The organism is Micromonospora costi (assembly GCF_003626655.1).
Taxonomy (GTDB): Bacteria; Actinomycetota; Actinomycetes; order Mycobacteriales; family Micromonosporaceae; genus Micromonospora; species Micromonospora costi.
Window position 1 is genome coordinate 670,487 of the sequence record NZ_RBAN01000003.1, and the last position, 25,866, is coordinate 696,352.

The 25,866-nt window shown below is 74.6% G+C and carries 25 protein-coding genes and 1 pseudogene; 10 read left to right on the forward strand and 16 right to left on the reverse strand.

What is annotated here, in order from left to right; genetic code table 11:
• From D7193_RS19740 to D7193_RS19760, 5 genes are read left to right on the forward strand one after another with little or no spacing between them, the layout of a single operon-like run.
• The gene (locus D7193_RS19740) at nucleotides 1–327 is read left to right on the forward strand and encodes a WXG100 family type VII secretion target (protein ID WP_120780975.1); all 327 of its coding nucleotides are present in this window, start codon (nucleotides 1–3) and stop codon (nucleotides 325–327) included.
• A 21-nt stretch (nucleotides 328–348) separates the two neighbouring features.
• Entirely contained in the window at nucleotides 349–843 is a 495-nt protein-coding gene (locus tag D7193_RS19745) for a WXG100-like domain-containing protein (RefSeq protein ID WP_120780976.1), read from the forward strand.
• Nucleotides 836–1,447 carry a hypothetical protein gene (locus D7193_RS19750; protein WP_120780977.1) on the forward strand — a complete coding sequence of 204 codons (612 nt, stop codon included), beginning with the start codon at nucleotides 836–838 and terminating at the stop codon, nucleotides 1,445–1,447. Before D7193_RS19745 ends, D7193_RS19750 begins: the two co-directional genes overlap by 8 nt.
• Nucleotides 1,444–2,064: a hypothetical protein gene (locus D7193_RS19755; RefSeq protein ID WP_120780978.1), complete on the forward strand. Its 621-nt coding sequence runs from the start codon at nucleotides 1,444–1,446 to the stop codon at nucleotides 2,062–2,064. Before D7193_RS19750 ends, D7193_RS19755 begins: the two co-directional genes overlap by 4 nt.
• Nucleotides 2,065–2,089: 25 nt before the next feature.
• Nucleotides 2,090–2,605 carry an SUKH-4 family immunity protein gene (locus D7193_RS19760; RefSeq protein ID WP_120780979.1) on the forward strand — a complete coding sequence of 172 codons (516 nt, stop codon included), beginning with the start codon at nucleotides 2,090–2,092 and terminating at the stop codon, nucleotides 2,603–2,605.
• On the opposite strand, the gene D7193_RS19765 is transcribed toward D7193_RS19760, so the two are convergent.
• From D7193_RS19765 to D7193_RS19790, 6 genes and pseudogenes are all read right to left on the reverse strand, one after another.
• Complete coding sequence (locus tag D7193_RS19765; RefSeq protein ID WP_377456148.1) at nucleotides 2,589–3,527, reverse strand: prenyltransferase/squalene oxidase repeat-containing protein; 939 nt, start codon at nucleotides 3,525–3,527, stop codon at nucleotides 2,589–2,591. The two genes, D7193_RS19760 and D7193_RS19765, sit on opposite strands and share 17 nt — an antisense overlap.
• Nucleotides 3,524–4,744, reverse strand: coding sequence for an adenylyltransferase/sulfurtransferase MoeZ (gene moeZ, locus D7193_RS19770; protein WP_174242671.1), 1,221 nt, complete (start codon nucleotides 4,742–4,744; stop codon nucleotides 3,524–3,526). Before moeZ ends, D7193_RS19765 begins: the two co-directional genes overlap by 4 nt.
• 93 nt (nucleotides 4,745–4,837) lie before the next feature.
• A complete protein-coding gene (locus D7193_RS19775; protein WP_120780980.1) occupies nucleotides 4,838–5,659 on the reverse strand; it encodes a DUF3152 domain-containing protein in 822 nt (273 codons plus the stop codon).
• A gap of 109 nt (nucleotides 5,660–5,768) precedes the next feature.
• Entirely contained in the window at nucleotides 5,769–6,677 is a 909-nt protein-coding gene (locus D7193_RS19780) for a DUF3152 domain-containing protein (RefSeq protein WP_241563207.1), read from the reverse strand.
• A gap of 200 nt (nucleotides 6,678–6,877) precedes the next feature.
• The gene (locus D7193_RS19785; protein ID WP_120780981.1) at nucleotides 6,878–7,852 is read right to left on the reverse strand and encodes an alpha/beta fold hydrolase; all 975 of its coding nucleotides are present in this window, start codon (nucleotides 7,850–7,852) and stop codon (nucleotides 6,878–6,880) included.
• Between the two features lie 23 nt (nucleotides 7,853–7,875).
• Nucleotides 7,876–9,546: pseudogene (locus D7193_RS19790) on the reverse strand (hypothetical protein); the annotation flags it as partial.
• A 1,972-nt stretch (nucleotides 9,547–11,518) separates the two neighbouring features.
• Between D7193_RS19790 and D7193_RS19795 the strand changes: the two are divergent.
• Nucleotides 11,519–12,157, forward strand: coding sequence for a TetR/AcrR family transcriptional regulator (locus tag D7193_RS19795; protein WP_120780982.1), 639 nt, complete (start codon nucleotides 11,519–11,521; stop codon nucleotides 12,155–12,157).
• A 64-nt stretch (nucleotides 12,158–12,221) separates the two neighbouring features.
• Nucleotides 12,222–12,449, forward strand: a complete 228-nt coding sequence (locus D7193_RS19800; RefSeq protein WP_120780983.1) for a DUF3107 domain-containing protein — start codon at nucleotides 12,222–12,224, stop codon at nucleotides 12,447–12,449.
• A gap of 231 nt (nucleotides 12,450–12,680) precedes the next feature.
• On the opposite strand, the gene D7193_RS19805 is transcribed toward D7193_RS19800, so the two are convergent.
• Nucleotides 12,681–13,334 carry a ferritin-like fold-containing protein gene (locus D7193_RS19805; protein WP_120780984.1) on the reverse strand — a complete coding sequence of 218 codons (654 nt, stop codon included), beginning with the start codon at nucleotides 13,332–13,334 and terminating at the stop codon, nucleotides 12,681–12,683.
• A gap of 369 nt (nucleotides 13,335–13,703) precedes the next feature.
• On the opposite strand from D7193_RS19805, the gene D7193_RS19810 reads away from it, so the two are divergent.
• Nucleotides 13,704–15,389 carry a DEAD/DEAH box helicase gene (locus D7193_RS19810; protein WP_120780985.1) on the forward strand — a complete coding sequence of 562 codons (1,686 nt, stop codon included), beginning with the start codon at nucleotides 13,704–13,706 and terminating at the stop codon, nucleotides 15,387–15,389.
• 109 nt (nucleotides 15,390–15,498) lie between these two features.
• Here the strand turns inward: D7193_RS19810 and D7193_RS33495 are convergent, their stop codons facing one another.
• Entirely contained in the window at nucleotides 15,499–15,660 is a 162-nt protein-coding gene (locus D7193_RS33495; RefSeq protein ID WP_158674828.1) for a hypothetical protein, read from the reverse strand.
• 231 nt (nucleotides 15,661–15,891) lie between these two features.
• Here D7193_RS33495 and D7193_RS19815 point away from each other — a divergent pair, with 231 nt between their 5' ends.
• Complete coding sequence (locus D7193_RS19815) at nucleotides 15,892–17,061, forward strand: class I SAM-dependent methyltransferase (protein ID WP_120780986.1); 1,170 nt, start codon at nucleotides 15,892–15,894, stop codon at nucleotides 17,059–17,061.
• Nucleotides 17,062–17,247: 186 nt separating this feature from the next.
• On the forward strand, nucleotides 17,248–17,664 hold the full coding sequence (locus tag D7193_RS19820) for a helix-turn-helix domain-containing protein (protein ID WP_120780987.1): 417 nt from the start codon (nucleotides 17,248–17,250) through the stop codon (nucleotides 17,662–17,664).
• 112 nt (nucleotides 17,665–17,776) lie between these two features.
• Here the strand turns inward: D7193_RS19820 and D7193_RS19825 are convergent, their stop codons facing one another.
• From D7193_RS19825 to D7193_RS19860, 8 genes are all read right to left on the reverse strand, one after another.
• Nucleotides 17,777–18,700, reverse strand: coding sequence for a hypothetical protein (locus D7193_RS19825; RefSeq protein ID WP_120780988.1), 924 nt, complete (start codon nucleotides 18,698–18,700; stop codon nucleotides 17,777–17,779).
• The gene (locus D7193_RS19830) at nucleotides 18,693–18,920 is read right to left on the reverse strand and encodes a heavy-metal-associated domain-containing protein (RefSeq protein WP_120780989.1); all 228 of its coding nucleotides are present in this window, start codon (nucleotides 18,918–18,920) and stop codon (nucleotides 18,693–18,695) included. The genes D7193_RS19825 and D7193_RS19830 overlap by 8 nt, the downstream gene beginning before the upstream one ends.
• A gap of 195 nt (nucleotides 18,921–19,115) precedes the next feature.
• Complete coding sequence (locus D7193_RS19835) at nucleotides 19,116–21,344, reverse strand: RecQ family ATP-dependent DNA helicase (protein ID WP_120780990.1); 2,229 nt, start codon at nucleotides 21,342–21,344, stop codon at nucleotides 19,116–19,118.
• Between the two features lie 173 nt (nucleotides 21,345–21,517).
• Entirely contained in the window at nucleotides 21,518–22,264 is a 747-nt protein-coding gene (locus D7193_RS19840) for an SDR family NAD(P)-dependent oxidoreductase (protein WP_120780991.1), read from the reverse strand.
• Between the two features lie 76 nt (nucleotides 22,265–22,340).
• Nucleotides 22,341–23,471 carry a branched-chain amino acid ABC transporter permease gene (locus tag D7193_RS19845; RefSeq protein ID WP_120780992.1) on the reverse strand — a complete coding sequence of 377 codons (1,131 nt, stop codon included), beginning with the start codon at nucleotides 23,469–23,471 and terminating at the stop codon, nucleotides 22,341–22,343.
• A complete protein-coding gene (locus D7193_RS19850) occupies nucleotides 23,468–24,358 on the reverse strand; it encodes a branched-chain amino acid ABC transporter permease (RefSeq protein ID WP_120780993.1) in 891 nt (296 codons plus the stop codon). The genes D7193_RS19845 and D7193_RS19850 overlap by 4 nt, the downstream gene beginning before the upstream one ends.
• Nucleotides 24,358–25,125, reverse strand: a complete 768-nt coding sequence (locus D7193_RS19855; RefSeq protein ID WP_120780994.1) for an ABC transporter ATP-binding protein — start codon at nucleotides 25,123–25,125, stop codon at nucleotides 24,358–24,360. The genes D7193_RS19850 and D7193_RS19855 overlap by 1 nt, the downstream gene beginning before the upstream one ends.
• Nucleotides 25,122–25,865 carry an ABC transporter ATP-binding protein gene (locus D7193_RS19860; protein WP_120780995.1) on the reverse strand — a complete coding sequence of 248 codons (744 nt, stop codon included), beginning with the start codon at nucleotides 25,863–25,865 and terminating at the stop codon, nucleotides 25,122–25,124. Before D7193_RS19860 ends, D7193_RS19855 begins: the two co-directional genes overlap by 4 nt.
• Between the last annotated feature and the right edge of the window lies 1 nt (nucleotide 25,866).

The following is a 25,866-nucleotide window of genomic DNA, read 5'->3' on the forward strand; positions in this document are numbered from 1 at the left end:
ATGGAGAACCTGCACGTCGACATCGACTCGCTGCGGCGGGGCGCGGAGCAGCTGGAAGCGGCCAAGGAGACCGTCCGCGAGGCGTTCGAGGGCTTCCAGGCCGCCGCGGAGGGCTACGCGGACGCGTTCGGCGGCGACGACATCGGCACCCTGCTGGCCGTCGCCCACTCGGCCTGCGTCGAGGCGGCGACCGAGTGCTTCGACACCAACGTGTCCGAGCTGGAGACGTACGTCGACGGGCTGCTCGACATGGCCGACAACTACCAGTCGGTCGAGGACGACATCGCCGCCTCCTTCTCCCGGATGCTCGGCTCGCTCGGCGGCTGACCGACTCGAAAGGTAGGACAGGTGGGGCTCAGCATCCCGGGCGAACTCGCGTCCCTTCTCTCGATGCTCGGCTACGAGTGGCCGCAGTCCGACGAGACGAAGCTGTTCCAGCTCGCGGGCGAGTGGACGGGCATGGCCGACCGGATCAGCGGCTCGGCCGCGGAGCTGGAGGCGGCGGCCCGCACGGTGCTGGACAACAACTCCGGCGCGAGCTTCACGGAGTTCGCCGGCGAGTGGAGCGACACCGAGTCGGCGGCCCGCAACATCGCCGACACCACCACACCGGCGAACGTGATCGGCATCGGCCTCATGGTCGCGGCGGGCGTGGTGCTGGCCCTGAAGATCCAGGTGATCGTCCAGCTCGTGCTGCTCGCCATCCAGATCGCCCAGGCCATCGCGACCGCGGTGGCCACCTTCGGCGCGTCCCTGCTGGAGATCCCGATCTTCAAGATGATCACCGGGCTGATCATCGACCAGCTGATCGGCATGGCCGTGGACGCGGTGCTCAATGGTTAAGAAGCGCACCGCGCCACCGCGCAAGGCGCAGGCCAAGGGCGCCCGGATCGTCTCGGCCTACCTGGAGAACGCGGACGTGTTCCGCACCGCCAAGGGCGGCAAGGTCGACGGGCCGGCGGTGCTGGTGCTGCGTAACCGGCCGGACTTCCACAAGCGCGACTTCGACCGCAAGGCCCGGGACCTGGAACGGCTCGGCAAGGAGGGTCGGCTGAAGAAGGCCACCCCCGACCGGGACAGCAACAAGGTCACCGACCGGTCCACCGGCAAGCGGCGCACCCGCACGAACGTCTACCGCGACCGCCTGATCCGCCGCCTCACGAAGGACGGCCGGCTCAGCAAGGACAAGGGGACGACTGCCACCAACAAGTACCTCGCCAACAAGCGGGCCGTCGAGCAGCTCTACGCCGGCAAGGGCCCCATCACGTCCCGTGGCCAGGGGCTCGACCCCGACCACATCCAGGATCTCCAGATGGACGGGGAGGACATCTACGCTAACCTCAGGCCGATGGACGCCTGGACGAACCGCCAGCTCGGCAGCGACATCTCCGTCGCGCTGCGCGACGTACCCGAGGGCACCCCGATCATCGTGAAGGTGCTCCCGTGACCACCCCGGCCGATCCCGGCGTCCTCGACCAGGTCCGCGAGAAGCTCGACCTGCTGCGCCGGCTCGACGCCGAGCAGGGCTTCGGCGTGGTCATCGGCGACCCGGTGCCGCTGGAGCCGCTGCCCGACCTGCCCGGCGTCGCCGAGACCTACCGCCTCTTCGACCGGCTGGAGGGCGACAACTTCCGGTTCGTCGCGCCGGAGGCGATCCGCAGCGCGGCCGCCTGGGCCGACCGCCCGGTCGACCCGGACGACCCGATGGGCAGCCCGCTGCCGGTCGGCTACGAGCTGCACAGCGTCCCGCCGAAGCTGCGCGGCGACGTGCCCGGTGGCGCCCCGATCTACCTCGACGTCTCCGACCTCGAGGTCTACTGGATGGACCCGGACGACTACGTCTTCCAGTACGAGCACCCCGACGAGGACGTGGAGTTCACCGTCCTCGCTCCGGACATCGCCACGTTCGTCAACGAGCGGGTGCTCGGCCCCGGTTATCCGGAGCTGGTCGCCACCGTGATCGGCCCCGCCGTGCCCGACCGGCGCCTGTCCGGCGGGCGGCACGCCGGCGAGTACGCCGACAACTGGCGGCGGCTGCTGGTGGCCGCCGGCCTGTCGTCCTGACCGACACCGACCGCTGAGGACTCCGATGGCCGCTGACCCCCGGTTCCGTTCCCTGTGGAACGAGGACGAGCTCGTCCCGTACCCGCGCGAGGCCTGGCTCGAGGGCGGTTTCACCCCCGACATGCTCCCGGCCGGCGACGAGATCCCGCTCGACGTGGAAGTGGTCTACACCGCCTACCTCGAGGGCGACATCGAGCTGTTCGACACCATCCAGCTGAGCACCGAGGACGGCTCGCTGGACATCCGGCTGATCGTGGTGGGCGCGGTCGCCGACAACACCGACCTGCTGTACGTGCTCGATCCGCGTACCGGCGAGATCCTCCAGCTCGACCTCGATGCGCAGGACGTCCAGGGGGTGAACAGCACCTTCCGCACGTTCGTCGAGTTCCTCTACCAGTTCGCGCTGTTCGTCGAGGCCGACGAGGGGAAGGCCGGCCGGGCCGAGCGGGCCGAGACGCTGCGCACGGTGCTGGAGAGCATCGACCCCGCGGCGTTCGCGCCGGACGCCTGGTGGCCGCTGGTGATCAGTCAGCTGAAGTGACCGGCGCCCGGCAGGCGCGGATCGCCCGCAGCGTGGTGTGCACGTCGAACTGGTGACCGTCGTCGCTGTCCCAACCGCCGTCGCTGCGCTGGGTCTCGGCGAGCCGCCGCCGGGCCGACACCAGCAGCCACTGCTCCTCGCCCACCTCGACGCGGCGCAGCGTCGCGGCGAGCCACGCCGCGTCGGCCGGGGACATCTGCGGAATCCGCTCGGCCAGCACCGCCTGGATCCGCGCCGACTCGTCGTACATCCCCTGCCGGTGCAGCACGGCCGCGCCCAGCCAGCCGGCCGGCAGGAACGACGGCCAGGTGCCGTCCGCGCCGAGCCCCGCGGCGACGGCCTGCGCCGCCGCCTGCACCACCCCGGCGTACGCCCCGCCCACGCGATGGTCGAGCGGGCCGGCGGCCCGGGCGTCGAGCCCGGCCACGGTCAGCCAGAAGCCGGCGTTGGCGGTGAGGTAGAACCGGGCCTCCGGATCGCCGGGCCGGGCCCACTCCGGCGCGATGTCGGCGAGCGCCGGATCCTCGTCCCACCGGCCGTCGGGCAGTTGCCGGGCGGCGAGCCAGTCCAGCGCGTGCCGTGCCGCCGGGCGGCCGAGCGCGCCGAGGTCGTCCAGCTCGGCGAGGCGGTAGCAGGTGGCGTCGACGGAGGCGACCTCGCCGTCGAGGGTGGCCGGCCAACCACCGCCGGGCGACTGCCCGGACTCGGCCCGCTCCACCAGTTCGATGGGCACCGGCGCGCCGGTGCGCAACCGCGAGAGGCGGGCGCGCTCCACCGCGTCCCCATGAGCCACGACGAAGCCGATCGCGGCGTCCAAGTCGACCACGGCGGACACGCTACCTGCGCAAAGGCGATCCCGCCTCGGAGAATCGGCCGAGGTCGGGGCGGGTTGCGACCGCCCCGACCCCGCCCGGTCGGTCAGTACGCGGGCAGCGACGGATCGATCTGCTTGATCCAGGAGAGCACGCCGCCCTGGACGTGCACCGCGTCGCGGAACCCGGCCGCTTTGAGCGCCGCGAGCGCCTCGGCGGAGCGGACGCCGGACTTGCAGTGCAGCACGATCTGCCTGTCCTGCGGGAGCCGGGAGAGCGCCTCACCGGAGATGATGTCGCCCTTGGGGATCAGCGTGGCGCCCGGGATGCGGACGATCTCGTACTCGGCCGGCTCGCGCACGTCCACGAGGAAGATGTCCTTGCCGGCGTCCTGCCACTCCTTGAGTTCCAGCGCCGTGATGGTCGAGTCGACCACCGCCTCCTGCGCCTCGACGGACACCGCGCCGCAGAAGTCCTCGTAGTCCTCCAGCAGGTCGGTGACCGTGGGGTTCTCCCCGCAGAGCACGCAGTCCGGGTCCTTCCGGACCTTGATCTTGCGGTAGGACATCTCCAGGGCGTCGTAGACCATCAGGCTGCCGACCAGCGGCTCGCCGATGCCGGCGAGCAGCTTGATCGCCTCGTTCACCTGGATCGAGCCGATGGAGGCGCAGAGCACGCCGAGCACGCCGCCCTCGGCGCAGGACGGCACCATGCCGGGCGGCGGGGGCTCCGGATAGAGGCACCGGTAGCAGGGGCCGTGCTCGGCCCAGAACACCGACGCCTGGCCGTCGAAGCGGTAGATCGACCCCCAGACGTACGGCTTGCCGAGCAGCACCGCCGCGTCGTTGACCATGTAGCGGGTGGCGAAGTTGTCGGTGCCGTCGACGATGAGGTCGTACTGGGCGAAGATCTCGCGGACGTTGTCCCGGTCCAGCGCGGTGTTGTGGATCTCCACGTTGACCAGCGGGTTGATCTCGCGGATGCTCGCCGCGGCGGACTCGGCCTTCGACCGGCCGACGTCGGAGACGCCGTGGATGATCTGGCGCTGGAGGTTGGACTCGTCGACGGTGTCGAAGTCGATGATGCCGAGGGTGCCGACGCCGGCGGCGGCCAGGTACATGAGGGCCGGCGAGCCGAGACCGCCGGCGCCCACGCACAGCACCCGGGCGTTCTTCAGCCGCTTCTGCCCCTCCACCCCGACGTCCGGGATGATCAGGTGGCGCGAGTAGCGGCGGATCTCGTCAACGGTCAGCTCGGCGGCGGGCTCGACGAGCGGGGGCAACGACACGGCGGACTCCCCGGGGATCGGCGATGCGAACCGGGCCATTGTCGCTCGACCGGGGGCGGGTCGGCCATGAGGGAGGACACGCCGCCCGGCATTCGGGAGTGGGAATAAAGCCGCACCGATGCGGGCGGGCCGTCAGGGGATGATCTCCCCGGCGTACCGGTTGCCGTCGACGTAGGGCCAGGGGTTGGCGACGCAGCCTTCCAGGCCGTACGTCTGCTGCTGCATCACGGGCGCTGGTACGCCCGGCCCGGGGCACGCCTCGTGGTCATGGCCGAACTCGTGCCCCACCTCGTGGTTGATGACGTACGTCCGGTAGACCGACAGCGGCGCGCCGTAGTCGGGCACCGCCTCCATCCAGCGCGCCAGGTTGATGATGACCTGCCCGGGCAGCCGGCAGGACGTGTAGCCCTCCGTGCTCAGGCCGCCCTCGGCGCACATCCGTTCCGAGGTGACGGGCGTCGCGAGGTAGACGGTGAAGTCGGCCTCCGCCGCGTCGGCCACCCGCTGCACCCGCAGCTCTCCCGATGCGATCCAGCTACGCGGGTCGGCGAGCGTCTCGTCCACGCTGGCCGCGAACTCGTCGGCGTCCTGGTCGGTGCCCTGTTCGACGGCCACCCGGTAGCGGTGCAGCGGGCCGTCCTCGCCGTGAACAGAGGTGCCACCGGTGGCGACGGCGAAGCGACCGGCGCCGACGGAGGGGACCGGGTGCGCTGCCGGCGTCCCGTCGTGCGCCCCGGCTCCGCCGCTGTCGGGCAGCCGCCCCTGCACGGCCGGCGGTGCGGGCGGCGGCGTACCGGCCCGGGCCAGCGTGATCCCGGTGGCGGTGAGCAGCAGCGCCAGGGTCAGCAGGACGGTGCGCCGCCGGCGCCGGTACATCCGGACGAGCGCCGGGCGGCGCCGGCCGGACAGTTCGCGGGTCGGAGCAGGCGGGTCGTAAGGGGACGACGGCGTCATGAATTTCAGCGTGCCAGATTAAACGGGCATTTCTGGCGTTTAACACTAATGCCGCTCCGAATGGCGGCGAGCATTAGGGGATAAATCGCTCAGGAAACCATAAAGAGGTTCAGAGTGACGGTCCCGCGTATCGGCGGCCGTCGCGGTAGGGCCACGGATTGGCCACGCAGCCGTTCAGGAAGAGGGTCTGCTGCATCATCACCGGCGCCGGCCGCCCCGCGCCGGGGCAACGCTCGTGGCGGTGCCCCAACTGGTGACCCACCTCGTGGTTGACGACGTACGTCCGGTAGACCGACAGGGGCACCTTCGCCCGTACGTAGTGCGGAACGGAGAGCCGCCACCGGTCGAGGTTGATGATGACCTTCCCGGGCGCCCGACAGGAGGTGTACGGCTTCCCGCCCACCCGGATGTCCACGCCGCCCTCGGCGCACATCCGCCCCGCCGTACGGGCGGTCGCCAGGTAGACCGTGAAGTGGGAGCCGGCCCCGCCGGGCACCTGCTGGAGCCGCAACCGCCGACTGTCCACCCAGCTGCCCGGCCCGGTGAGCGCCACCCGCACCGCCTCGGCGAACTCGCGCGCGTCCTCGCCGCTGCCCGACTCGACGGCGACCCGGTAACGCTGGAGCGTCCCCGCCGCGCCGAGCACCGGCCCGGTGCGGTCGTCGTGACCGAAGCGGCCGGAGCCGGCGGACGGCACCGGCCCGGGCAGCCGGAGCACCGGAGGCGGCGGGGACGACGGCGAGGGCGACAGGCTGGGCGCGACCGGACCGAGCACCGGCAGCGGGGCCGTCGCGACCGGCAGCGCCGCGTCCGCCGGGACCACCGGCCGCGGATCGGCGTCCCCGTGCAGGGCGACCACGGTGACCGCGGAGCCGATGGCCAGCAGCACCGCCGACAGTTGGGCGAGCGCCTGGAACCGCTGCCGACGCCGACGCCGCGCCTCGTCGGCCCGTCCGACCGACGCGCCGGCCTGACCGGACGGCGCCGCCGAGCGGGCCCGGCCGGATGGGGCCGACACCGAGCGGGCCCCGCCGGACGGCGCCGCCGCCGAGCGGGCCCGGCCGGATGGTGCCCCGCCGGATGGCGTCCCTCCGGGGTGGGCGTTGTCCGCTCGGGAGCCGACAGCGCGTGGCGCGGGAACCGGCGGCCCGCTCGTCCTCCGGGCGGCGGCGACGGGCGGATCGCCGGTGCGGCGGGGCGCTGAGCTGGGCATCCGGCTCAGCCTGCCAGATCGTGCCGCCTCGCGCTCTCCCCCGTTTCGCCGAGCAGACCCAGCACCGCCCGGGCGACCACGCGGGGCACCTCCAGCTGCGCCACGTGGCCGACCCCGTGCAGCATGAGCAGCCGGCTGTCCGGGATCGCCCGGGCGGTCTGCGGAGCCACCCGTACGTCGACCAGCCGGTCCTGAAGCCCACCGACGACCAGCGTGGGCGCGCGCACGGTCCGGGCCAGCCGCCACAGCGACCCCGCCCCGGGCAGGTACGCCCGCAGGAAGCAGGAGACCAGGCCGCGCAACGTCCGGACGTACGCGGCCGCGTAGTGCTCGGCCTCGTAGCGGATGCGGATCTCCTCGATCGCCTCCTGCCGGCGCTGGTCGCAGATCCGGCTGAGGTCGGCCACGCACGCCTCCATCACCTGCTGGGCCAACAGCTCGGGCGCGAGCTGGGTCAACCGCCAGGCGGCCACCCGCTCGGCCCGCGGCAGGGCGAGCAGAGGCAGCATCCGGCCCTGCACCGAGCGCCGGAAGTCGAGGAACGGCAGCGCGGGCGACACCAGCGTGAGGGTGCGTACGAGGTCGGGGCGGAGCGCGGCGACCCGCACGGAGACCGCGCCGCCCAGGGAGTTGCCGAACAGGTGCACGGGCCCGCGACCGGAGTGCTCGATCCACCGGACCACCCGCTCGGCGAACGCCGGCACCGTGTAGCGGTGGCCCGGTTCACTGCGACCGAACCCGGGCAGGTCGATGGCCTGACCGTCGAGCCGGCCGGCGAGCAGGCCGGCCAGGTCCGTCCAGTTCTGCGAGGAGCCGCCCAACCCGTGCACGTACAGGGCGGGTTCGGCGTCCGGGCTGGTGGCCGGCGTGTCCCGCACGTAGGTGACCACGCCGTCGAGCCGGACCGCACGCCCCGGCCACGGCGGCGGGACCGCGTGCTCGGGCAGCAGCCGCTCCGGGCAGAGTGTGGCGCGCTTCACCGCTCCAGTCTGCCCGGAACTCCTCAGGCCAGCAGCGCCTCGAGGCGACGGTTCACCGCGGCCAGCGTCGCGCGGACCACCGCCTGTCGCGGGTCGCCCGCGACCAGGGCGGACCCGGCCAGTTGCTCCACCCAGCCGTCGCAGACGAGCAGCACCACCACGGTGGCCACCTCGCAGTTGCCGAACGGCACGACGGCGGCGTGCTCGACGAAGCACCGCCCGCGCTCGGCGTGGTCCGAGCGGCCCAGCAGCTCGTCCACCGCCGCGGCGGCGGCCACCGCGCAGAGCCGAAGGACGTACCCGTCGACGGCCGGCCCGGTGGCGTAGCCGGCGGCGCTCTCACCGGCGGCTATCAGCCGTACCTCCACCGTGGCGTCGAGCCCGAACGTGCTCACCTGCACGTGGTCGATCACCACCCGGGGGCCGGGCACCCCGCCGGTGTCCAGCGGGCGCGACGGAGCCGCCTCGGTGGTGCTGAGCTGCGCGCCGGAGTACGACGCCCCGATCGTCGCCGGGCTGCCGGTGGCCCCGCCCGGCGAAACGGTGGGAGCGGAAGGCTCGTCCACTGTGGCCCGGCCGCGCGGCGGAGCGGACGGCCGACGCCGGCGCGCCACATCCGACTCGGCGACCGGTTGCCGGCCCGCGTCGGCGGTTTCCCCGGGCGGCGCGGGACGGGTCTCGCTCCGCCCCTCGACGGCAGGCCGGGTCTCGCGCGTCTCGCTCCGTGCCTCGACGGCGGGCCGGCTCTCGCGCGTCTCGGCCGGCCGCCCGGCGCCACGGCGACGGACCGGCGGCGAGGGCGCGACCGGCACGCCGGGCACGTTCTGCGGGGCCGCCGCGAGACCCATCCGCTCCTGGAGCAGGCGGGCGACCACCCGGCTCACCTCGGCCGGATCGGCGCCGTCGGCCAGGTCGAGGCGGAGGCTGTGCGCGCCCGCCGGGGTGCGCCGCAGCGAGGCGTCACGGACACCGGCCACCTCGCGTACGGCGCCGAGGATCGCGTTGACGTCGAAGCCCTCGGGCCGCTCCTGCGGCGGCGCCGGCTCGTCGTCGCGGCGCAGGTGGGTGGCGATGCGGGCGAGTTCCGGGGTTTCGGCGGGTGGCTCCACGGCTGGCGGCTCCGGCACGACTGGCACGTCCGGCTCGGCGGGGACGCGCTGCGGCAGCACCGCCGCCGTCGGGTCCGATCGCCGGTCACCGGCGAGGCTCGCCGTCGCTGCCGGGTCGGGGGCGGATCGGCGGGCCGCGTAGGGAGGGGCGCTCGTCGGGTCGGGCGCGGAATGGCTGCGGTCGCGGCGACCGGCCCCGCTCGTGGCGGAGGCCGGGGCGGGACCCGGGGGGGCCGGTGGTTCACCGATCGAGCCCGGCGTGGGGATGCCGCGGCGGCCGCCCGACGGCTCCGCGGCCGGTGCGTACGCCTCGGCGGCCTCGCCGCCCGCACCCGGACGGAACGGCTGCGCGGCGCGACGCCCGACCTCCGGGGCGTCGCCGGCGGTCGCCTCGGGTGCGGCCGGTGGCCCACTCGCCGGACGGCCGCCCGCCCAGGCCGGGCGTTCGTAGGAGGCCGGCCGCCCGGTGGACCCGCGGGCCCAGGACGGCCGCTCGGCGGCGGGCGGGGCGCTGCTCGGGCCGGCCGTCGGGCCGCTGGTCGGCGCCGCCGGGGGCGCACTGGTCGGCCCCGCCGGGCCGCTGGTCGGACGGGTCGGCCCTGCGGTCGCGCCGGTGGTCGGCCGTGCGGTCAACCCTGCGGTCGGGCCGCTGCTCGGCGCCGCCGGGGGCGCACTGGTCGGCCCGGCCGCCGGACCGCTGGTCGGCGCCGCCGGAGGGGCGCTCCTCGGCGCCATCGGTGGGGCGCTGTCGGCCGCCGCCCATGGGGCCCCGCCGGACGCCGCGCTCGTCGCAGGCGCCCAGGTCGGCCGCTCGGGCGGCGCGACCGGCGGCTCCGGCTGGCCGCCGGCCCAGGCGGGCCGGTCCACGGGACGCGACGGCAGGGCGGGGGCCGGCTCGACGGCCCTGGACGACGCCGCGGGTCCGCCGGCCCAGGCCGGCCGGTCGTCGGACGCCGGCCGTTCCGGCTGGACGGGATGGCCGGCCTCGGGCTCGGACCGGACGACGTCGTACGGCTGACCCGGCTCGGGCCTACCCTGCTCGTACTGCTGACCCGGCTCGTGGCCCGGGCCCCTCTCGGCCCTGGCCGGCTCGTACGCCTGGCCCGGCTCGTACGCCTGCCCCTGCTCGGCGCTGGTCGGCTCGTACCCCTGGCCCGGCTCGACCCTGCCCGGGTCGTATGCCTGGCCCGGCTCGGCCCTGGCCGGCTCGTACGCCTGGCCCGGCTCGTACGCCTGCCCCTGCTCGGCCCTGGTCGGCTCGTACCCCTGGCCCGGCTCGTACGCCTGGCCCGGCTCGGCCCGCACCGGCTCGTACGGCCGGTACGGCTCGGTGGCCCAGGTCGGCAGGCTCTCGGGGCGGGCCCGGCGCCCGGTGGGTTCCTCGGCCCCACGTCCGGCCGGCTGCTCGCTCTCGTCCGGCCGGTGCGCGGCGGGCTCGTCGCTGTCGTGTGACCGGCGCACGGCCGGCTCGTCGCCCTCGCGGGACCGGCGACCGGCCGGCTCCTCGCCCTGCCGTGACCAGGGCGGCGCCCAGGCGGCGCCCCAACTCGGCCGGTTCCAGCTCGGGCTGGACCAGTCGGGCTCGCCCGCCGCCGGCTCGGCCGGCCCCGGCTCGGCCACGGCCCGCGGCTGCGCGGGGCCGTATCCGCCGGCCGGCGGATACGCGTCGGCCCAGCCGCGCGGCTCAGCCGGCGGCTGCTCGGCGGCGGGCCGGTCGACGATGGGCGCGTGGAAGCCCGGCGGCACCTCGAACCCGGACGGGGCCGTCCCGACCGGCGGGACCTGCACGGCGGGCGGGCCGGAGGTCGGTGGACCGGAGATCGGCGGGCCGGAGGTCGGTGGACCGGAGGTCGGTGGGGCGGAGGTCGGTGGGGCGGAGGTCGGCGGCGCCGGCTCGGCCCAGCGCGGGCGGGCGGGCGGCGGCTCCTCGGACGAGTGGCGGGCGGCGCCGGCCTCCGGCTCGGCGAGACCCGGCGACTGCTCGACCGGCGGGACGGGCCGCTGCGCGGGCACCACCAGACGCTCGGCGGCCGGCTCACGGTGCAGCTCCCCGGGGCCGCCCGGCGGGGGGCTCACGGGCGCGGGGCGACCCGCGTACGGCTCCTCCGGGGCGTGGCCCACGCCGTTGACGCGGTGCCCGTTGACCCGGGCCGGCGGTTCGGGGTCGCCTGGCAGGCCGGCGATCGGCGCGGGCAGGTCACCGTGACGGGGTGAGGAGGCGGCCCAACCGGACGACGGGTCGGGCTGCCAGCGGGGCGCCGGCTCACGGGAGGCCGTGGGGTCGCCGGTGCGGGACCAGCCGGCCGCCGGGGGCGCCCATCCGCCGGAGCGGGAAGGATCATCCTCCGGACCCGTCCCGTCGCCGTGCTCTCCCGGCGTGGCGGCACCGGGTTGCCCTACTTCACTCACCGCGCGCTCCTTGGTCGCCCCCGCTGAGGCTACCGTGTGGTGACAGTGGCGATAAGTTACAGCGGCGGGCCAATTCCGCGACGGGCGTCGAGGCCCGACCGGTTCGGGGTAAAAGTGGCGGCTCGTACGGAGAGACTCGGAGGTTCCCATGACCGCTGTGGGGAACGGTGCTCAAACCGCCGGCCGGCCCATGCGCCTGCCCCGTTCGGCGCGCCGTAAGCAGCTGCTCGCCGCGGCGCAGGAGGTGTTCGTCGCGCAGGGCTACCACGCCGCGGCCATGGACGACATCGCCGAGCGCGCCGGGGTCTCCAAGCCGGTGCTCTACCAGCACTTCCCGGGCAAGATGGAGCTCTACCTGGCCCTGCTCGACACGCACTGCGACGCGATCGTGGCGAAGGTCCAGGAGGCGATGCGCGGCACCAGCGACAACAAGGAGCGGGTCAGCGCGTCGGTGCGCGCGTACTTCGACTTCGTCGACCACGAGAGCGAGGCGTTCCGTCTGGTCTTCGAGTCGGACCTGCGCAACGACCCGGCGGTCCGCCAGCGGGTGGAGCGGGTCGAGCAGGGCTGCATCGCGGCGATCACCGACACGATCATCTCGGACACGGGCGTGAGCCGGTCGCACGCCGAGCTGCTCGCCTCCGGCCTCGTCGGCGCCGCCGAGACCGCCGCCCAGTTCTGGCTGGCCAGCGGTCGCCAGGTGCCGAAGGCCGAGGCCGAGGCGCTGGTGGCCGCACTCTCGTGGCGGGGCATCGCCAGCTTCCCGCTGCAGGGTGAGTCAGCCTGACCGCCACCCCGGTGATCGGATAGCCTTCCCACGGCGGCTCTTTCGCCCCAGTTGAGGAGGCACAGTGGAGGTCAAGATCGGCGTGCAGTACGCGCCGCGCGAGCTGGTTCTGGAGAGCGCGCAGGCGCCGGCCGAGATCGAGCAGATCGTGACCGACGCCATCGCCAAGAACGGCGGCACGCTGTCCCTGACCGACGAGAAGGGCCGGCGCGTGATCGTGCCGGTCGACAAGGTCGCCTACGTCGAGATCGCCGAGGCGTCCCCGCGGGCGGTCGGGTTCACCGTCCGCTAGGCGTACACGGCGTCCGCGGCGGGCCGACCGCCCGTCGCGGACGCCGGCCCGTCCCGCGGGCCCGGCCTGACCCGCCCATCCCACGGTCCCGGCCCGACCGACCCGTCCCGGAAAGCCGGCCCGACCGACCCGTCCCGGAAAGCCGGCCTGACCCGCCCGTCCCGGACAGTCCGCCTGACGCGCCCGTCGCGGCCGCCTGACCCCGCCGCCCCGGCCCTCGCGGCCGGGGCTTCAGTTGTTCAGCCCCGCCGCCGCCATGCGCTCGGTGTGCGCGGCGGTCAGCCGCCGGAAGAGCGCCTGCACGTCCACCCGTTCCCCCTCTGCGATCAGCGCCGTGAGCGCGCCCCGGTCGGCGGCGGCCACCCGGCCGGCCTGGGAGAGCGCCTCGCCGACCAGCCGCCGGGCCCACATCGAGAGCCGGTGCGCCACCCGCGGGTCTGCCTCGATCGCCAGCCGGATCTCGGCGGCCGCGAACTCGGCGTACCGGGACTCGTGCAGCACGTCGAGCACGAGCTGCCGGTCCGGCTCGCCCAACGCCCCGGCGATCTCCCGCAGGAAGTCGTCCGTGATCGCGTCCCCGACGTACGCCTTGGTCACCGCCTCGGCCCAGTCCCGCGGCTCGGTCGAGTCGTGGTACGCCTGCAACGCCTCGACGTACGGCCGCATGGCCTCCTCCGGCGGCACCCCCAGCGTGGCGAGGCGGTCGGCGAGGCGGTGGTAGTTGGCGATCTCGGCGGCGGCCATCTCGCCCAGCGCGGCCCGGCGCCGCAGGTCCGGGGCGAGGCGGGCGTCCCCGGCCATCCGCTCGAAGGCGAGCAGCTCGCCGAGGGCGACCAGGCCGAGGAGATCGGCGACGGCGGATCCTGGGGTGGTCGGGGCGGACACGAGCGCAGGCTACCGCCAGCGGGACCGGCGCGGGATCCCGCGAGGCACCGGCGCGGGTCCCGCCAGGCTGCGGTGCGGCGTGCCGCGACTCTCCGGGGGGACCGGCGGATGAGCCCGCACGTGCTGTGAACTGGGACACAGGTTCATCCCCGTGGATCGCGCCGACTCCGGAATCAGGACGGCATCCTGGCGGTTCAGGTAGTATGGAACAGTTGCCGTGGGCGCCGATCTGATCGAAGTCAAGCCTGCGGCGCGCGTGCGGCCCGGTCCGGCTCGGCGATCCGCCCCCGACCGTGTGGCCCGCGCCATACCGAACGCGCCCTGCGGACATGACGGGGCGCACCCACGAGAGGGCACCCCCACATCCAGATGAGCGAGTTGACGCACAGCAGCACGGGGGGCCGCGAGCTGGCCCCCACCGCCCCGGTACGACCGGAGGCACCCACTTTCGCCGAGCTGGGCGCGCGTCAGGAGACCGTCGACGCGCTGGCCACGGCCGGCATCACCCGCGCGTTCGCCATTCAGGAGTACGCGCTGCCGATCGCGATGCGCGGCACCGACCTGATCGGCCAGGCGCCCACCGGCACCGGCAAGACCCTCGGCTTCGGCGTACCGCTGCTCGAGCGGGTCTTCGCGCCGAGCGAGGGCGGCGACGGCCTGCCCCAGGCACTGATCGTCGTACCCACCCGCGAGCTGGGCCTCCAGGTCGCCAAGGACCTGGCCGCCGCGGGCAGCACCCGGGGCGTCCGGGTGCTGCCGATCTACGGCGGCGTGGCGTACGAGCCGCAGATCGAGGCGCTGCGCAAGGGCGTCGAGATCCTCGTCGGCACGCCGGGCCGGCTGCTCGACCTGGCCAAGCAGAAGCACCTGCGGCTGGACCGCGTACACGCGCTGGTCCTCGACGAGGCTGACCGGATGCTCGACCTGGGCTTCCTCGACGACGTCGAGAAGATCCTGGCCATGCTCCCCGAGGACCGGCAGACCATGCTGTTCTCGGCCACGATGCCGGACCCGATCGTCACGCTCTCCCGGCGCTTCCTGCGCCACCCCGTGACGATCCACGCCGGGCACACCGCCGAGACCGGCCCGTCGCCGCAGACCGAGCAGCTGGTCTACCGCACCCACTCGCTGAACAAGATCGAGATCGTGGCCCGCATCCTCCAGTCGGAGGGCCGGGGCCTCACGATGATCTTCACACGGACCAAGCGGGCCGCCGACCGCGTCGCCGAGGAGCTCGACTTCCGCGGCTTCGCCGTGGCCGCCGTACACGGTGACCTCGGGCAGGGCGCGCGCGAGCGGGCGCTGCGGGCGTTCCGTGCGGGCAAGATCGACACGCTGGTCGCCACCGACGTCGCGGCCCGTGGCATCGACGTCAGCGGGGTCACCCACGTCATCAACTACGACTGCCCCGAGGACCAGGACACCTACACCCACCGGATCGGCCGCACGGGCCGGGCCGGCGCGAGCGGCGTCGCCGTGACGTTCGTCGACTGGGACGACATGCCCCGCTGGCGGATCATCGACAAGACGCTCGGGCTGGAGATGCCGGAGCCGCCGGAGACGTACCACACGTCCCCGCACCTCTACACCGACCTGCACATCTCCCCCGACGTGTCGGGCACGCTCCCGACCGCCGAGCGGACCCGCGCCGGGCTCGCGGCCGAGGTCGAGGAGGACCTCGGCGGTGGCCGCTCGCGGCGCGGTGAGAGCCGGGGCGGGCGGAGCGGCGGTCGTGGCGAGCGCGGTGAGCGCGGTGAGCGCGGCGAGCGCGGCGAGCGCCGCCGTGGTCGCGGTGCGTCGGCCCCCGAGCCGGACGCCGCCGCGCCCGCCGAGGAGGGCACCGGCACCCCGCGCCGCCGCCGTCGCCGACGGGCCGGTGAGGTGGTCGCCGGTGAGCCGACCGCGGTGATCGCCGAGGGCGCGACCGCCGAGCCGGTCACGGCCGGCACCGATGGCGAGGGGTCGCCGAAGCCGCGTCGTCGGCGCCGCCGCCGTGGCGGGTCGGGCGGTGGCACCGGTACGACCGCGGAGGCCGCCACCACCACCGCCGACTGAGCACGTACGACCGAGGACGTCCCCCACCCCAATCCGGGGCCTGGGGGACGTCCCGTCTCCAGCCCTCCCGCCCGGACACCGCAGCCCCGCTCCGCTCAACCCCTCCCACTCACATCCCCGGCCTCACCCGCTCCCAGCACCCCACCCGTACCTGCTCCCGCTGCCGCCCCAACCCCGCCCCCGCCGCCCGCTCCGGCTCCCGCCTGCCCGCTCCGGACTGTCGCTCCAGCTCCCGGTCCCCGGCGCGCGGCTCCCCGCTCCCGTCGATCATGCAGTTGTGGTGGTCGGTTGATGCTGGTATGTCGCTTTTGCGGGGCACCACAACTGCATGATCGACGGGTTGGGCGAGGCACGGGGGCGCCGGGCCGGGGCGCGAGGGCCGCGGTACGGGGAGGCGCGAGGGCCGGGAGGGTGCAGCTGGGGCGGGGACAGGGCGGGGTGGCGTGGGGGTGCGGGTTGGGGTGGTTGGGAGAGGCACCAGGGATGGCGAGAGGATGGGGAGATGCCGGAACCGTTGGACGTTGCGCTGGCTGAGGTGCGCACGCTGCTGCTCGACCCCGCACTGACCCGCGCCGTGGCCGCCGGGCGCCGCCGCGGGCAGCGTCCCTCCGTGGTCCGGGCCGAGCTGCGGCCGGTGTCGCTCAAGGCCGGGCCGAGGTTGCAGATCTCCACCTCCGACGGCGCCCGCCCGTACACCCGCAATCTGGCTCCGGGGCCGGAGGCGGGAGACGCGGTGGACGCGCTGCTGGCCGAGCCGTTCGGCAACTGGCACGTGGAGACCACCGACACGACCCTGCAGTTGCGGGTGACCAAGTCGGGTGAGGCCCAGGTGCACCGGGCCACCACGGCCCGTCCGGCCGCCGGGGACGCCGGGCACGACCGGGAGAAGGCGTACCTGCTGGATCCGGGCGATCCGATCTTCACCGAGATCGGCGGCTCGGCCGCGAAGCGCCGCCAGGTCGACGCGTTCCTACGGGCGCTCGCCGCGACGCTGCCTGACGAGCTGACCGGCCCGCTCCGGGTGGTCGACCTCGGGTGCGGCAACGCGTACCTGACCTTCGCGGCATACCGGTACCTGGCCGGGCGGGGGCTCGACGTCGAGCTGGTCGGCGTGGACGTACGGGAGGACCAGCGCCGCCGCAACACCGAGCTGGCCGAGCGGCTGGGCTGGGGTGACCGGGTCCACTTCGTGGCCGGCACGATCGCCGACGCGACGGTCGGGGCCGCGCCCGACCTGGTGCTGGCCCTGCACGCCTGCGACACGGCGACCGACGAGGCGTTGGCCCGCGCGGTGCGCTGGGGTGCCCGCTGGGTGCTCGCCGCGCCGTGCTGTCACCACGACGTGGCCGCCCAGCTACGCGCCCGCCCGGCGCCGGCGCCGTACGAGCTGTTGACCCGCCAGGGCATCCTGCGTGAACGGTTCGCGGACGTGCTCACCGACGCGCTGCGGGCCGGGCTGCTCCGGTTGCACGGCTACCGCGCCGAGGTCGTGGAGTTCGTCGACTCCCGGCACACGCCGCGGAACCTGCTGATCCGCGCCCGGCACACCGGTACCGGGCCGACCGACGAGCAGCGCCGGGACTACCGGGACCTCGTCGATCAGTGGCAGGTCACCCCACGGTTGGAGACGCTTCTGTCCACGCAGGACAGAGCCGCGCCGGCCCCGCGGTAGCCCATCGTCCGCTAGCGGTGGCCGTCGCGGTCGCGGTCGCCGAGTGGCTCCCACGATCATGCGGAGAAAAAGGTCCCGTCAACGGGACAGTTTGTGCGGTCAGTCAATTGTTTCCGGCCCGTGCGGTACTACGCTCGTATACGACATCGTCCCGGTGCACCGCCTCGGGAGGGAAGACCCGCAGGAATGGGTTCCACAGAGGTTTCGCCGCAGATGGCGTTCGCACGGTTCGTGCGGCGCGCCATCGACGACGCTCGTGACGAGCGCGGCTGGACAGTCACCGACCTGGCCGGCCACACCGGCGTCGGTCGGTCCACCGTCTTCCGGTGGCTGGCCGGCGACTGGCAGGACTACCCCGAACTGGCCAAGGTCCGCGGCTTCTGCGCCGCCCTCGACCTGCCCGTCGCCGCGGCGTTCCGCGCGCTCGGCCTGCCGGACGCCGGCCCCATGCCGCGGCGGCGCAGCGACGAGGGCACGGTCGAGGCGGACGTCCGCGTGATCCTGGACCGGCTCGCCGACCCGACAGTGCCGCTCGAGGAGAAGCACCACATCCGCGACCTGCTGCGCTACCTCGCGCGCCGCCCCATCCGCCGGGCCGGCTGACCACCCCGCCGGGCCGGCTAACCACCCCGCCGGGCCACGCAACCGCCCCGCCCCGCCCCGGTCGGCTCGCCCGGACCCGCCGGCAGGGCCGCCCGACCGGCCCGTCCGGCCGTCACGGCACCGTGACGGTGAACTCCGCGGTACGCACCACGCCGGCCACCTGGAAGTCCAGGAAGAGCCGGTAGCGGCCCGGCCCGGGCGTGGTCAGCCAGAACCGCACCGCACCGTCGACCAGTTGCGGCTCCGGGTGCACGTGCAGGTATCCGAGGTCTCCCTCGCGGAGCGCGACCAGGTGGCCGTACGCGGCGAGGTAGCGCTCCAGCGGCGCGACGGCGCCATCGGCGGTGATCCGGAACGTCAGCGGCACGGTGGCGCCGACCTGCGGCGTGCCCTGGTAGTCGACGGCGAACCCGCCGACCGTGGTCGAGGTGGCCGGGGCCGGCAGGGGACGCGGGTCGTACCGGCCGGGCGCGGTCAGGTCGACGCCGAGGGTCAACGGGGTCTGGGTGCCGTCGTCGGCGACGGTGGTGAAGTCGGCGTACGCCCGCCAGGTGCCCGCCTGCGGCAGCGTGAGCGGCACCGACCAGGTGCCGTCCGGCGCCATCGTGGGGTGCAGGTGCTGGAAGCCCGTGAGGTCGCGGCGTACCACGATGAGGTGCATCGGCTTGTCGTGCACCACGGCGAACCGGGTGACCGGCTTGCGCTGGGCGTCGCGGATCTGGAACGTGAACGGGGTCGCCTCGCCGGCGGTGAACGCGGCGGCCAGCGGGGCGAGGGTGTAGCCCCCCGCGCTGACCGCGAGCCCGCCGGCGTCCGCGCTCGCGGTCGTGTCGCCGCCGGCGCCGTGGTCGTGCGCCGCGGTACCCGGAGGATGCGTGTGGTCGCTGGCCTCCAGGCCGACCGCCGTGGTTGGCTCGCCGCCCGAGTTGATCCGGCCGAGGCCGAAGCCGAGCAGGACGGCGAGCACCAGCCCGCCGACCGCGAGGGCCAGCCGAAGGGTGCTGCGGTCGGGTGTCGCGGAGATCGGGTCAGGCACCGCCGTCGCCCAGCTCGTAGCCGGCCTCGTCGACCGCCGCCCGCACCACCTCGTCGGGCAGCGGCTGGGAGCTGGTGACCGTGGCGGTCCCGGTGGCCAGGTCCACCCGGACCTCCCGGACGCCGGGGAGCGTGGACAGCTCGTCGGTGACCGCCCGGACGCAGTGCTCGCAGGTCATGCCGGTGACGGCGTACGCGCGGACGACCTCCTGCTGATCCATGGCGCCCACGGTACCGCCGGGCCGGGCCGCCGCCCGCCGGTCTCGCGTTGGCGTGGCGACGGTCGCACCTCGCGCCGCGCGGGAACTTTTCCCACCTCCCGGCCGACGGGAACCGGCGACGCACCCGGGCCACCCGCCGGGGCGGCCCGTCCGGCTCGGGCGAGCCGGTGCGGCCACCGCGCCCGCCCGGCCGGGTCAGCCGGCCACGGCCAGGGCGAGCGGGAGCACGTCGGGGGCGCCGGCGCGGCGCAGCGCCCGGGCGAGCAGGGTCATGGTCCAGCCCGAGTCGACCAGGTCGTCGACGAGCAGCACCGGACCGGCCAGGTCGGCGAGCGCGGCGGCGAGGTCGGGCGGCACGGTGAACGCGTCGTGCAGCGCGCGTACCCTCTGGGCGCTGTTCCCCCGCGCGCCGCCGGCGGCCGCGGTGGCCGGCGGCAGCTGGCCGAGCAGCGGCAGCCGGCCGACCGTGGCGATCCGCTCGGCGAGCGAGCCGACCAGCCGGGGACGCCGGTGCGAGCCGGCCGCGACGACCGCCACGGGCCGGCGCGGCCAGGGGGCGTCGCCGTGCGCCCAGGCCTTCAGCACCTCCACCACGGCCGCCGCCACGTCGTCGGGTACCACGGCGTCGGGTGCGTCCGGGCCGACGAGGCCGCGCAGCCGCGCGCCCCAGCCCAGGTCGGAGAGGCGCCCCACGGCCCGGCCGGGCAACGCCTGCTCCGCGGGGGCGATCCGGCCCCTCAGGGGTACGCCGACCGACTCCATCCCCGTGGGCCACAGCTTCTTCGGCGCGATCTCCACCCCGGGCCGGCCCAGGAAGGTCTGCGCGGCGGTCAACGCCTCGGTCGACACCTCCGTGGTGAACAGCGCCGCCGCGCACCGGTCGCACCGGCCGCAGTCGGTCGCACCGGCGTCGTCCAGGCACTCCCGCAGGTAGCGCATCCGGCAGCCGGGCGTGGCCGCGTACTCCCGCATGGCCTGCTGCTCGGCGGTGCGCGCGGCGGCGACGCGGCGCAACCGTGCCTCGTCGTAGGTCCAGGGCTCGCCGGTGGCGAGCCAACCACCGCGGACCCGGCGGACGGCGCCGTCCACGTCGAGGACCTTGAGCATCAGGTCGAGGCGGGCCCGACGCAGGTCGACCAGGGGTTCCAGTGCCTGGGTGGAGAGCGGCCGGTCGGTGTGCAGGGCGGCCAGCACGGCGCGCACCTGCTCCTCGGGCGGGAAGGCGAGGGAGGCGAAGTAACGCCAGATGGCCGCGTCCTCGGCGCCGGGCAGCAACAGCACCTCGGCGTGCTCCACGGCGCGGCCGGCACGGCCGACCTGCTGGTAGTACGCGATGGGCGACGGCGGCGCGCCGAGGTGCACCACGAAACCGAGGTCGGGCTTGTCGAAACCCATGCCGAGCGCGCTCGTGGCGACCAGGGCCTTGATCTTGTTGTCCAGCAGGTCCTGCTCGGCGGCCCGGCGGTCGGTGTCGTCGGCCTGCCCGGTGTACGCGGCCACCGGGTAGCCGCGGGAACGCAGGAACTCGGCGGTCTCGCCGGCTGCGGCCACGGTCAGCGTGTAGACGATGCCCGAGCCGGGCAGCCGGTCGAGGTGGTCGGCCAGCCAGGCCAGCCGGTGCGCCGGGCTCGGCAGGTCGAGGACGCCGAGCCGCAGCGACTCGCGGTCGAGCGAGCCGCGCAGCACGAGGGCGTCGCTGCCGTCACCGGTGCTGAGCTGCTCGGCGACGTCGGTGGTGACCCGGGCGTTGGCCGTCGCGGTGGTGGCGAGCACCGGCGTACCCGGCGGCAGGTCGCCAAGGAAGGTACGCAGCCGGCGGTAGTCCGGCCGGAAGTCGTGCCCCCAGTCGGAGACGCAGTGCGCCTCGTCCACCACCAGCAGGCCCGTGGTGCCGGCCAGCTTGGGCAGTACGCCGTCGCGGAAGTCCGGGTTGTTGAGCCGCTCCGGGCTGATGAGCAGCACGTCGACCGCGCCGGCATGGATCTCGCCGGTGATCTCGTCCCACTCGTCGAGGTTGGCCGAGTTGATGGTGCGGGCGCGGATGCCGGCGCGCGCCGCGGATTCCACCTGGTTGCGCATGAGCGCCAGCAGCGGCGACACGATCACGGTGGGCCCCACGGTGCCGACAGGCGTGTCCGTGCCGACCGGGGCGTCCGTGCCCGCCGGCACGCCGGCGCCGGGCGCGCTGGCCGGGCCGTCGGGGCCGGCCGTCGCCAGGTCACGTTCGCGTAGCAGTGCGGTCGCCACGAAGTAGACGGCCGACTTCCCCCAGCCCGTGCGCTGCACGCAGAGCACCCGGCGCCGGTCGACCACCAGTGCCTCGATGGCCCGCCACTGGTCCTCCCGGAGCCGGGCGTGCTCGCCGGCCAACCGCCGCAGCACCGCCTCAGCGCGCTCCCGTACCGCCGCCCGATCCTGGCCCATCCGGCATTTCTACCAGCCCCGCCCGACAAGCAACCCGTGCGCGCCGCGCCCGCGCCCCACCCCCCATCCCGCCGATCTTGCACTTTGTGCCCCTCGAACGCGGCTTTCGCCCCGATTCGCCGGGGCGCAAAGTGCAAGATCGCGGGGGGTGACCGGCGGGCGCACCGCGCGGGTTAGCGGCCCAGTACGGAGCCGCCGTTCACGCCCAGCACCTGGCCCGTCACGTAGCCGGCGGCGGGGCTCGCGAGGTAGCGGACCGCCTCGGCCACGTCGGCCGGTACGCCGGCGCGCCCGACCAGGGTGGCCGCGACCCGCTTCGCGTGCCCCTCCGGCGTCATCCGGTCGCCGAAGAACTCGGTGTCGGCCACGTAGCCGGGGCTCACCACGTTGACCGTGATCTGTTCCGGGCCGAGCTGGGCGGCCAGGTCGTACGCCCAGCCGTGCAGCGCCGCCTTCGCCGCCGAGTACGGCCCGGCGCCCCCGCGCAGCGCCGCGATCGAGCTGACGAGGATCACCCGGCCGCCCGGGCGGCGCAGCGCCGGCCGCAGCGCCTCGGTGAGCAGGACCGCGGTGAGCACGTTGGCGTCCAGGTTGGCCCGCCAGTACGCGGCCGCACCGGCGAGCGTGTCGGTGTCCCCGCCGAGGTAGCCGCCGGCGTTGTTGACGACCACGTCGACCGTCCGGCCGTCGACGGCGGCCACGACCCGGTCGACCTGGTCCGGGTCGGTGAGGTCGGCGGCCACCGCGCGGACCGCTCCGGCGCGCCCGCACTCGACGTCCACCCGTGCGGCCGCGGCGTCGAGCACGTCCGCCCGCCGTCCGACGATCACCACGTCGTACCCGTCGGAGGCGAACGCCCCCGCGATCGCCGCGCCGATGCCGGTCCCGCCACCACTGACCACAGCCAACCGTGCGCTCACGTGCCGCCCCTCCCCGGAGATCTCTCGTCGATCATGAAGTTATCGCCCGCCGGCACGGCGTGTCGTGACAATAACTTCATGATCGACGGGAAGACCCGCCGGTCAGGGAGCGGCGTAGCAGGGTCAGGCGGGGGGTGAGGCTGGCCAGGCCGCCCGGGAAGAAGTACACCGCCAGGATGAAGATGGTGCCGAGCACGAACAGCGGCTGGGAGAGCGGGCGGCTGAGCACCGCGGGCAGCGAGTCCACCGCATCGGAGGCGCCGAACGCGGTGAGCCGGTGGTCCAGGTACATGTAGAGGATGCCGCCGAGCACCGGCCCCCAGCGCGTGCCGGGCCCACCCAGCACCACCATGACCAGCAGCGACAGGGTCAGCTCCGAGGACGTGATGTGCGGGGACGCGCCGCCGACGATCAGGCAGTAGACCACTCCCCCGCTCGCCGCGAGACCGCCGGCAAGGGTGAACGCCACCAGCTTGTAGCGGTACGGGTCGAGGCCGAGCACGCCGATGCGCCGCTCGTCGTCGCGCAGGCCGGCCAGCACCCGCCCGGTCGCCGAGCCGCTCACGCGGTGCACGACGAACACCACCAGGGCCAGGTACGCGAGCGCCAGCCAGTAGAGGTTCACCGTGTTGGTCACCCCGACCAGCCCGGCGGGCAGCCCGGACACGTCCAGCGGCAGGCCCTCCTCGCCGCCGGTGAGCCCGCCGAAGTCCCGGGCCACCAGGATCGCCCCGACCTGCGCGAACGCCAGCGTCACCATGGCGAACGCGATGCCGACCGTACGCAGCGCCACCGCACCGAGCAGCGCCGCGAGGATCGTCCCGCCGCTGATGGTCAGCAGCGCCGCCTGCCACAGCGGCAGCCCGGCCTTCGTGATGAGGACGTCGGTGCCGTACACGCCGGCGGCGAAGTAGAGCGCGTGCCCGAAGGAGAGCATCCCGGTCCGGCCGAAGAGCAGGTCGTACCCGGCGGCGAGCCCACCGAAGATCAGGCAGATGGCGAGCAGTTGCAGGGTGCCGGGCGAGTTCAGCGGCCCCTCGAAGATCCCGGGCAGCTGCACGGTCGAGTACGGCAGGATCGCCGCGACGAGCAGCACGACCAGCGGCAGGTACGGGCGTACCCGGTGCCACCGGCCCCTTTCCGAGGTCAGTTCGGCGGGCACCGCCGCGGGCGGCGCGGGTACCTCGGGGCTCTTCACCTCGGTCATGCCGTTGCCACCTTTCCGGCGATGCCCTGCGGGCGCAGCAGCAGCACCACGGCCAGCAGTCCGACCACGCAGATGTCGCCCAGGCCGGACGTGCCGTAGTAGTTGACGAACTGTTGCAGCAGGCCGACGGCGACCGCCGCGTACGCGGACCCCACCACCGAGCCCATTCCGCCGATCACCACCACGATGAACGCGAAGATCAGCAGGGAGCTGCCCTGCCCGGGCGAGACGGTGCCGAAGTAGACCCCACCGAGCGCACCGGCCAGCGCCGCGGCGGCCCCGCCGATCGCGAAGACCAGGGTGAACGCCTTGCGGACGTCGATGCCGAGCGCCGTCACCATCTCCCGGTTCTCCACGCCGGCCCGGATCACCAGCCCGTACCGGGTCCACTGGAGGAACGCGAGCAGCGCGCCGAGCACCAGGACCGCGGCGATGACCAGCAGCAGACCGCCGTTGGGCACCTGCGCGCCGAGGATCCCGGTCACGCCCCGCGTCCACTCGGGACGCGGGAACGGCCGCGCGTCGGCGCCCCACGTGGCCTGCAGCAACGCCACCCCGGCCAGCGAGAGACCGACGGTGACCAGCACCTGTTCGATGGTGCGCGAGTAGAGCGGGCGGATCAGCACCAGCTCCACGAGGACGGCCACGAGGGTGCCGGCGGCCACCCCGAAGGCGACCGCGAGCACGAAGCCGAACCCGTCCGACCCGGCGCCCGGCAGGTTGCCCGCCGCCCACCACGTCGCGTACGCCCCGACGCCGAGGAAGAGCCCGTGCGCGAAGTTGAGCACGTCGGCCAGGCCGAAGACGAGCGAGAGCCCGGAGGCCACCAGGAAGTAGAGCGCCGCGAGACCGAGCCCGGTCAGCGTCAGCAGGATCACGGTGTCCATCAGTGCGCGTCCTTCCCCACCGGCGCCGCCCGGCCCGAGGCGTGGTGCGGCTCGCCCGTACCCACGCCCAGCAGCGACTTCGTCAGCGCCGTCTCCAGCAGCAGCTCCTGCGCGTCGCCGGTCCAGGCGACCTGGCCGGCGGCCAGCACCACGGCGTCCTTCGCGAGCCGCCGGACGACGGCCAGGTTCTGCTCGACCAGCAGGACCGGCACGGACTCCGCCACGCGTTCGAGCACCTCGGCCACCTCGGTGACGACCTTGGGCGCCAGCCCCTTGGTCGGCTCGTCGACCAGCAGCAACCGGTTGTCGTTGAGCAGCACCCGGCCGATCGCGAGCATCTGCTGCTGACCGCCGGAGAGCGAGCCGGCCCGTTGCCGTCCGCGCCGCTCCAGCTCCGGGAAGAGCGCATAGACCTTGTCGTACGCCGGGATGGTGCCCCGCCGTTCGGCGAGCCGCAGGTTCTCCGTCACGGTGAGGCCGGCGAAGACGCACCGGTCCTCCGGCACGTAGCCGAGCCCGCCGCGGACCAGCCGGTACGTGGGGCGGGCGAGCAGGCTCTGCGCGCCCATGCGGACCGTGCCGCGCACCTCCCCGTTGCGCGGCGTCAGCCCGACGACCGCGCGCAGCGTGGTGGTCTTGCCGACGCCGTTGCGCCCGAGCAGCACGGTCACGCCGGTCGGCGCGACCGTGAACGACACCCCCTGGAGGATGTGCAGCCCGGCGATCCGGACCGACAGGTCCTCGACGGTCAGGACGGGTTCCGTCATAGCGACTCCCCGAGGTAGGCCTCCTGGACCGTGGGGTTCGCCATCACCGTCTCCGGGGTGTCGCAGGCGAGCAGCGCCCCGTGGTGCATCACGGCGATGCGGTCCGCCAGTTCCAGGATCACGTCCATGTGGTGTTCCACCATGAGCACCGACCGGCCGCTGTCTCCGGTCAGCGAGCGGATCACCGCGACCAGCTCCGGCACGTCCTCGGCGCTGACGCCGGCCATCGGCTCGTCGAGCAGCATGACGCGCGGCTCGCCGGCGAGCAGCAGCGCGATCTCCAACTTGCGCTTCTCACCGTGGGCCAGGGTGCCGGCGAGCGCCGTACCCCGGTGGGCGAGGCCGACCCGGTCGAGCGCCGCGTCGGCGGCGGCGGCGACCTCCCGGTCGGCCGCCGCCCGCCGCCACAGCTTCATCGAGCCCCCGCGGTGCGCCTGCACGGCGAGCCGTACGTTCTCCCGCACGCTCAGCGAGCCGAAGACCGACGACGCCTGGAAGGTACGGCCGAGCCCGAGCCGGGCGCGGCGGTGCGGCGGGAGGGCGGTGATGTCCTGCCCGTCGAGAGTCACCCGACCTTCCGTGGCCCGGCGCAGGCCGGTGATCAGGTTGAACAGCGAGGTCTTGCCCGCGCCGTTCGGCCCGATCACGCCCACGAACTCACCGGGTGCCAGGTCGAGGTAGACGCCGTCGACGATGGCGACCTCACCGATCCGCCAGGTCAGACCGCGGGTGGCGAGCATC

Coding starts and splice junctions, on each gene's coding strand:
- D7193_RS19740 (WP_120780975.1), top strand. CDS start 1: ATGGAGAACCTGCACGTCGACATCGACTCGCTGCGGCGGGGCGCGGAG.
- D7193_RS19750 (WP_120780977.1), top strand. CDS start 836: ATGGTTAAGAAGCGCACCGCGCCACCGCGCAAGGCGCAGGCCAAGGGC.
- D7193_RS19760 (WP_120780979.1), top strand. CDS start 2,090: ATGGCCGCTGACCCCCGGTTCCGTTCCCTGTGGAACGAGGACGAGCTC.
- moeZ (WP_174242671.1), bottom strand. CDS start 4,744: ATGGCCCGGTTCGCATCGCCGATCCCCGGGGAGTCCGCCGTGTCGTTG.
- D7193_RS19775 (WP_120780980.1), bottom strand. CDS start 5,659: ATGACGCCGTCGTCCCCTTACGACCCGCCTGCTCCGACCCGCGAACTG.
- D7193_RS19795 (WP_120780982.1), top strand. CDS start 11,519: ATGACCGCTGTGGGGAACGGTGCTCAAACCGCCGGCCGGCCCATGCGC.
- D7193_RS19810 (WP_120780985.1), top strand. CDS start 13,704: ATGAGCGAGTTGACGCACAGCAGCACGGGGGGCCGCGAGCTGGCCCCC.
- D7193_RS33495 (WP_158674828.1), bottom strand. CDS start 15,660: ATGATCGACGGGAGCGGGGAGCCGCGCGCCGGGGACCGGGAGCTGGAG.
- D7193_RS19815 (WP_120780986.1), top strand. CDS start 15,892: ATGCCGGAACCGTTGGACGTTGCGCTGGCTGAGGTGCGCACGCTGCTG.
- D7193_RS19820 (WP_120780987.1), top strand. CDS start 17,248: ATGGGTTCCACAGAGGTTTCGCCGCAGATGGCGTTCGCACGGTTCGTG.
- D7193_RS19830 (WP_120780989.1), bottom strand. CDS start 18,920: ATGGATCAGCAGGAGGTCGTCCGCGCGTACGCCGTCACCGGCATGACC.
- D7193_RS19835 (WP_120780990.1), bottom strand. CDS start 21,344: ATGGGCCAGGATCGGGCGGCGGTACGGGAGCGCGCTGAGGCGGTGCTG.
- D7193_RS19845 (WP_120780992.1), bottom strand. CDS start 23,471: ATGACCGAGGTGAAGAGCCCCGAGGTACCCGCGCCGCCCGCGGCGGTG.
- D7193_RS19850 (WP_120780993.1), bottom strand. CDS start 24,358: ATGGACACCGTGATCCTGCTGACGCTGACCGGGCTCGGTCTCGCGGCG.
- D7193_RS19855 (WP_120780994.1), bottom strand. CDS start 25,125: ATGACGGAACCCGTCCTGACCGTCGAGGACCTGTCGGTCCGGATCGCC.
- D7193_RS19860 (WP_120780995.1), bottom strand. CDS start 25,865: ATGCTCGCCACCCGCGGTCTGACCTGGCGGATCGGTGAGGTCGCCATC.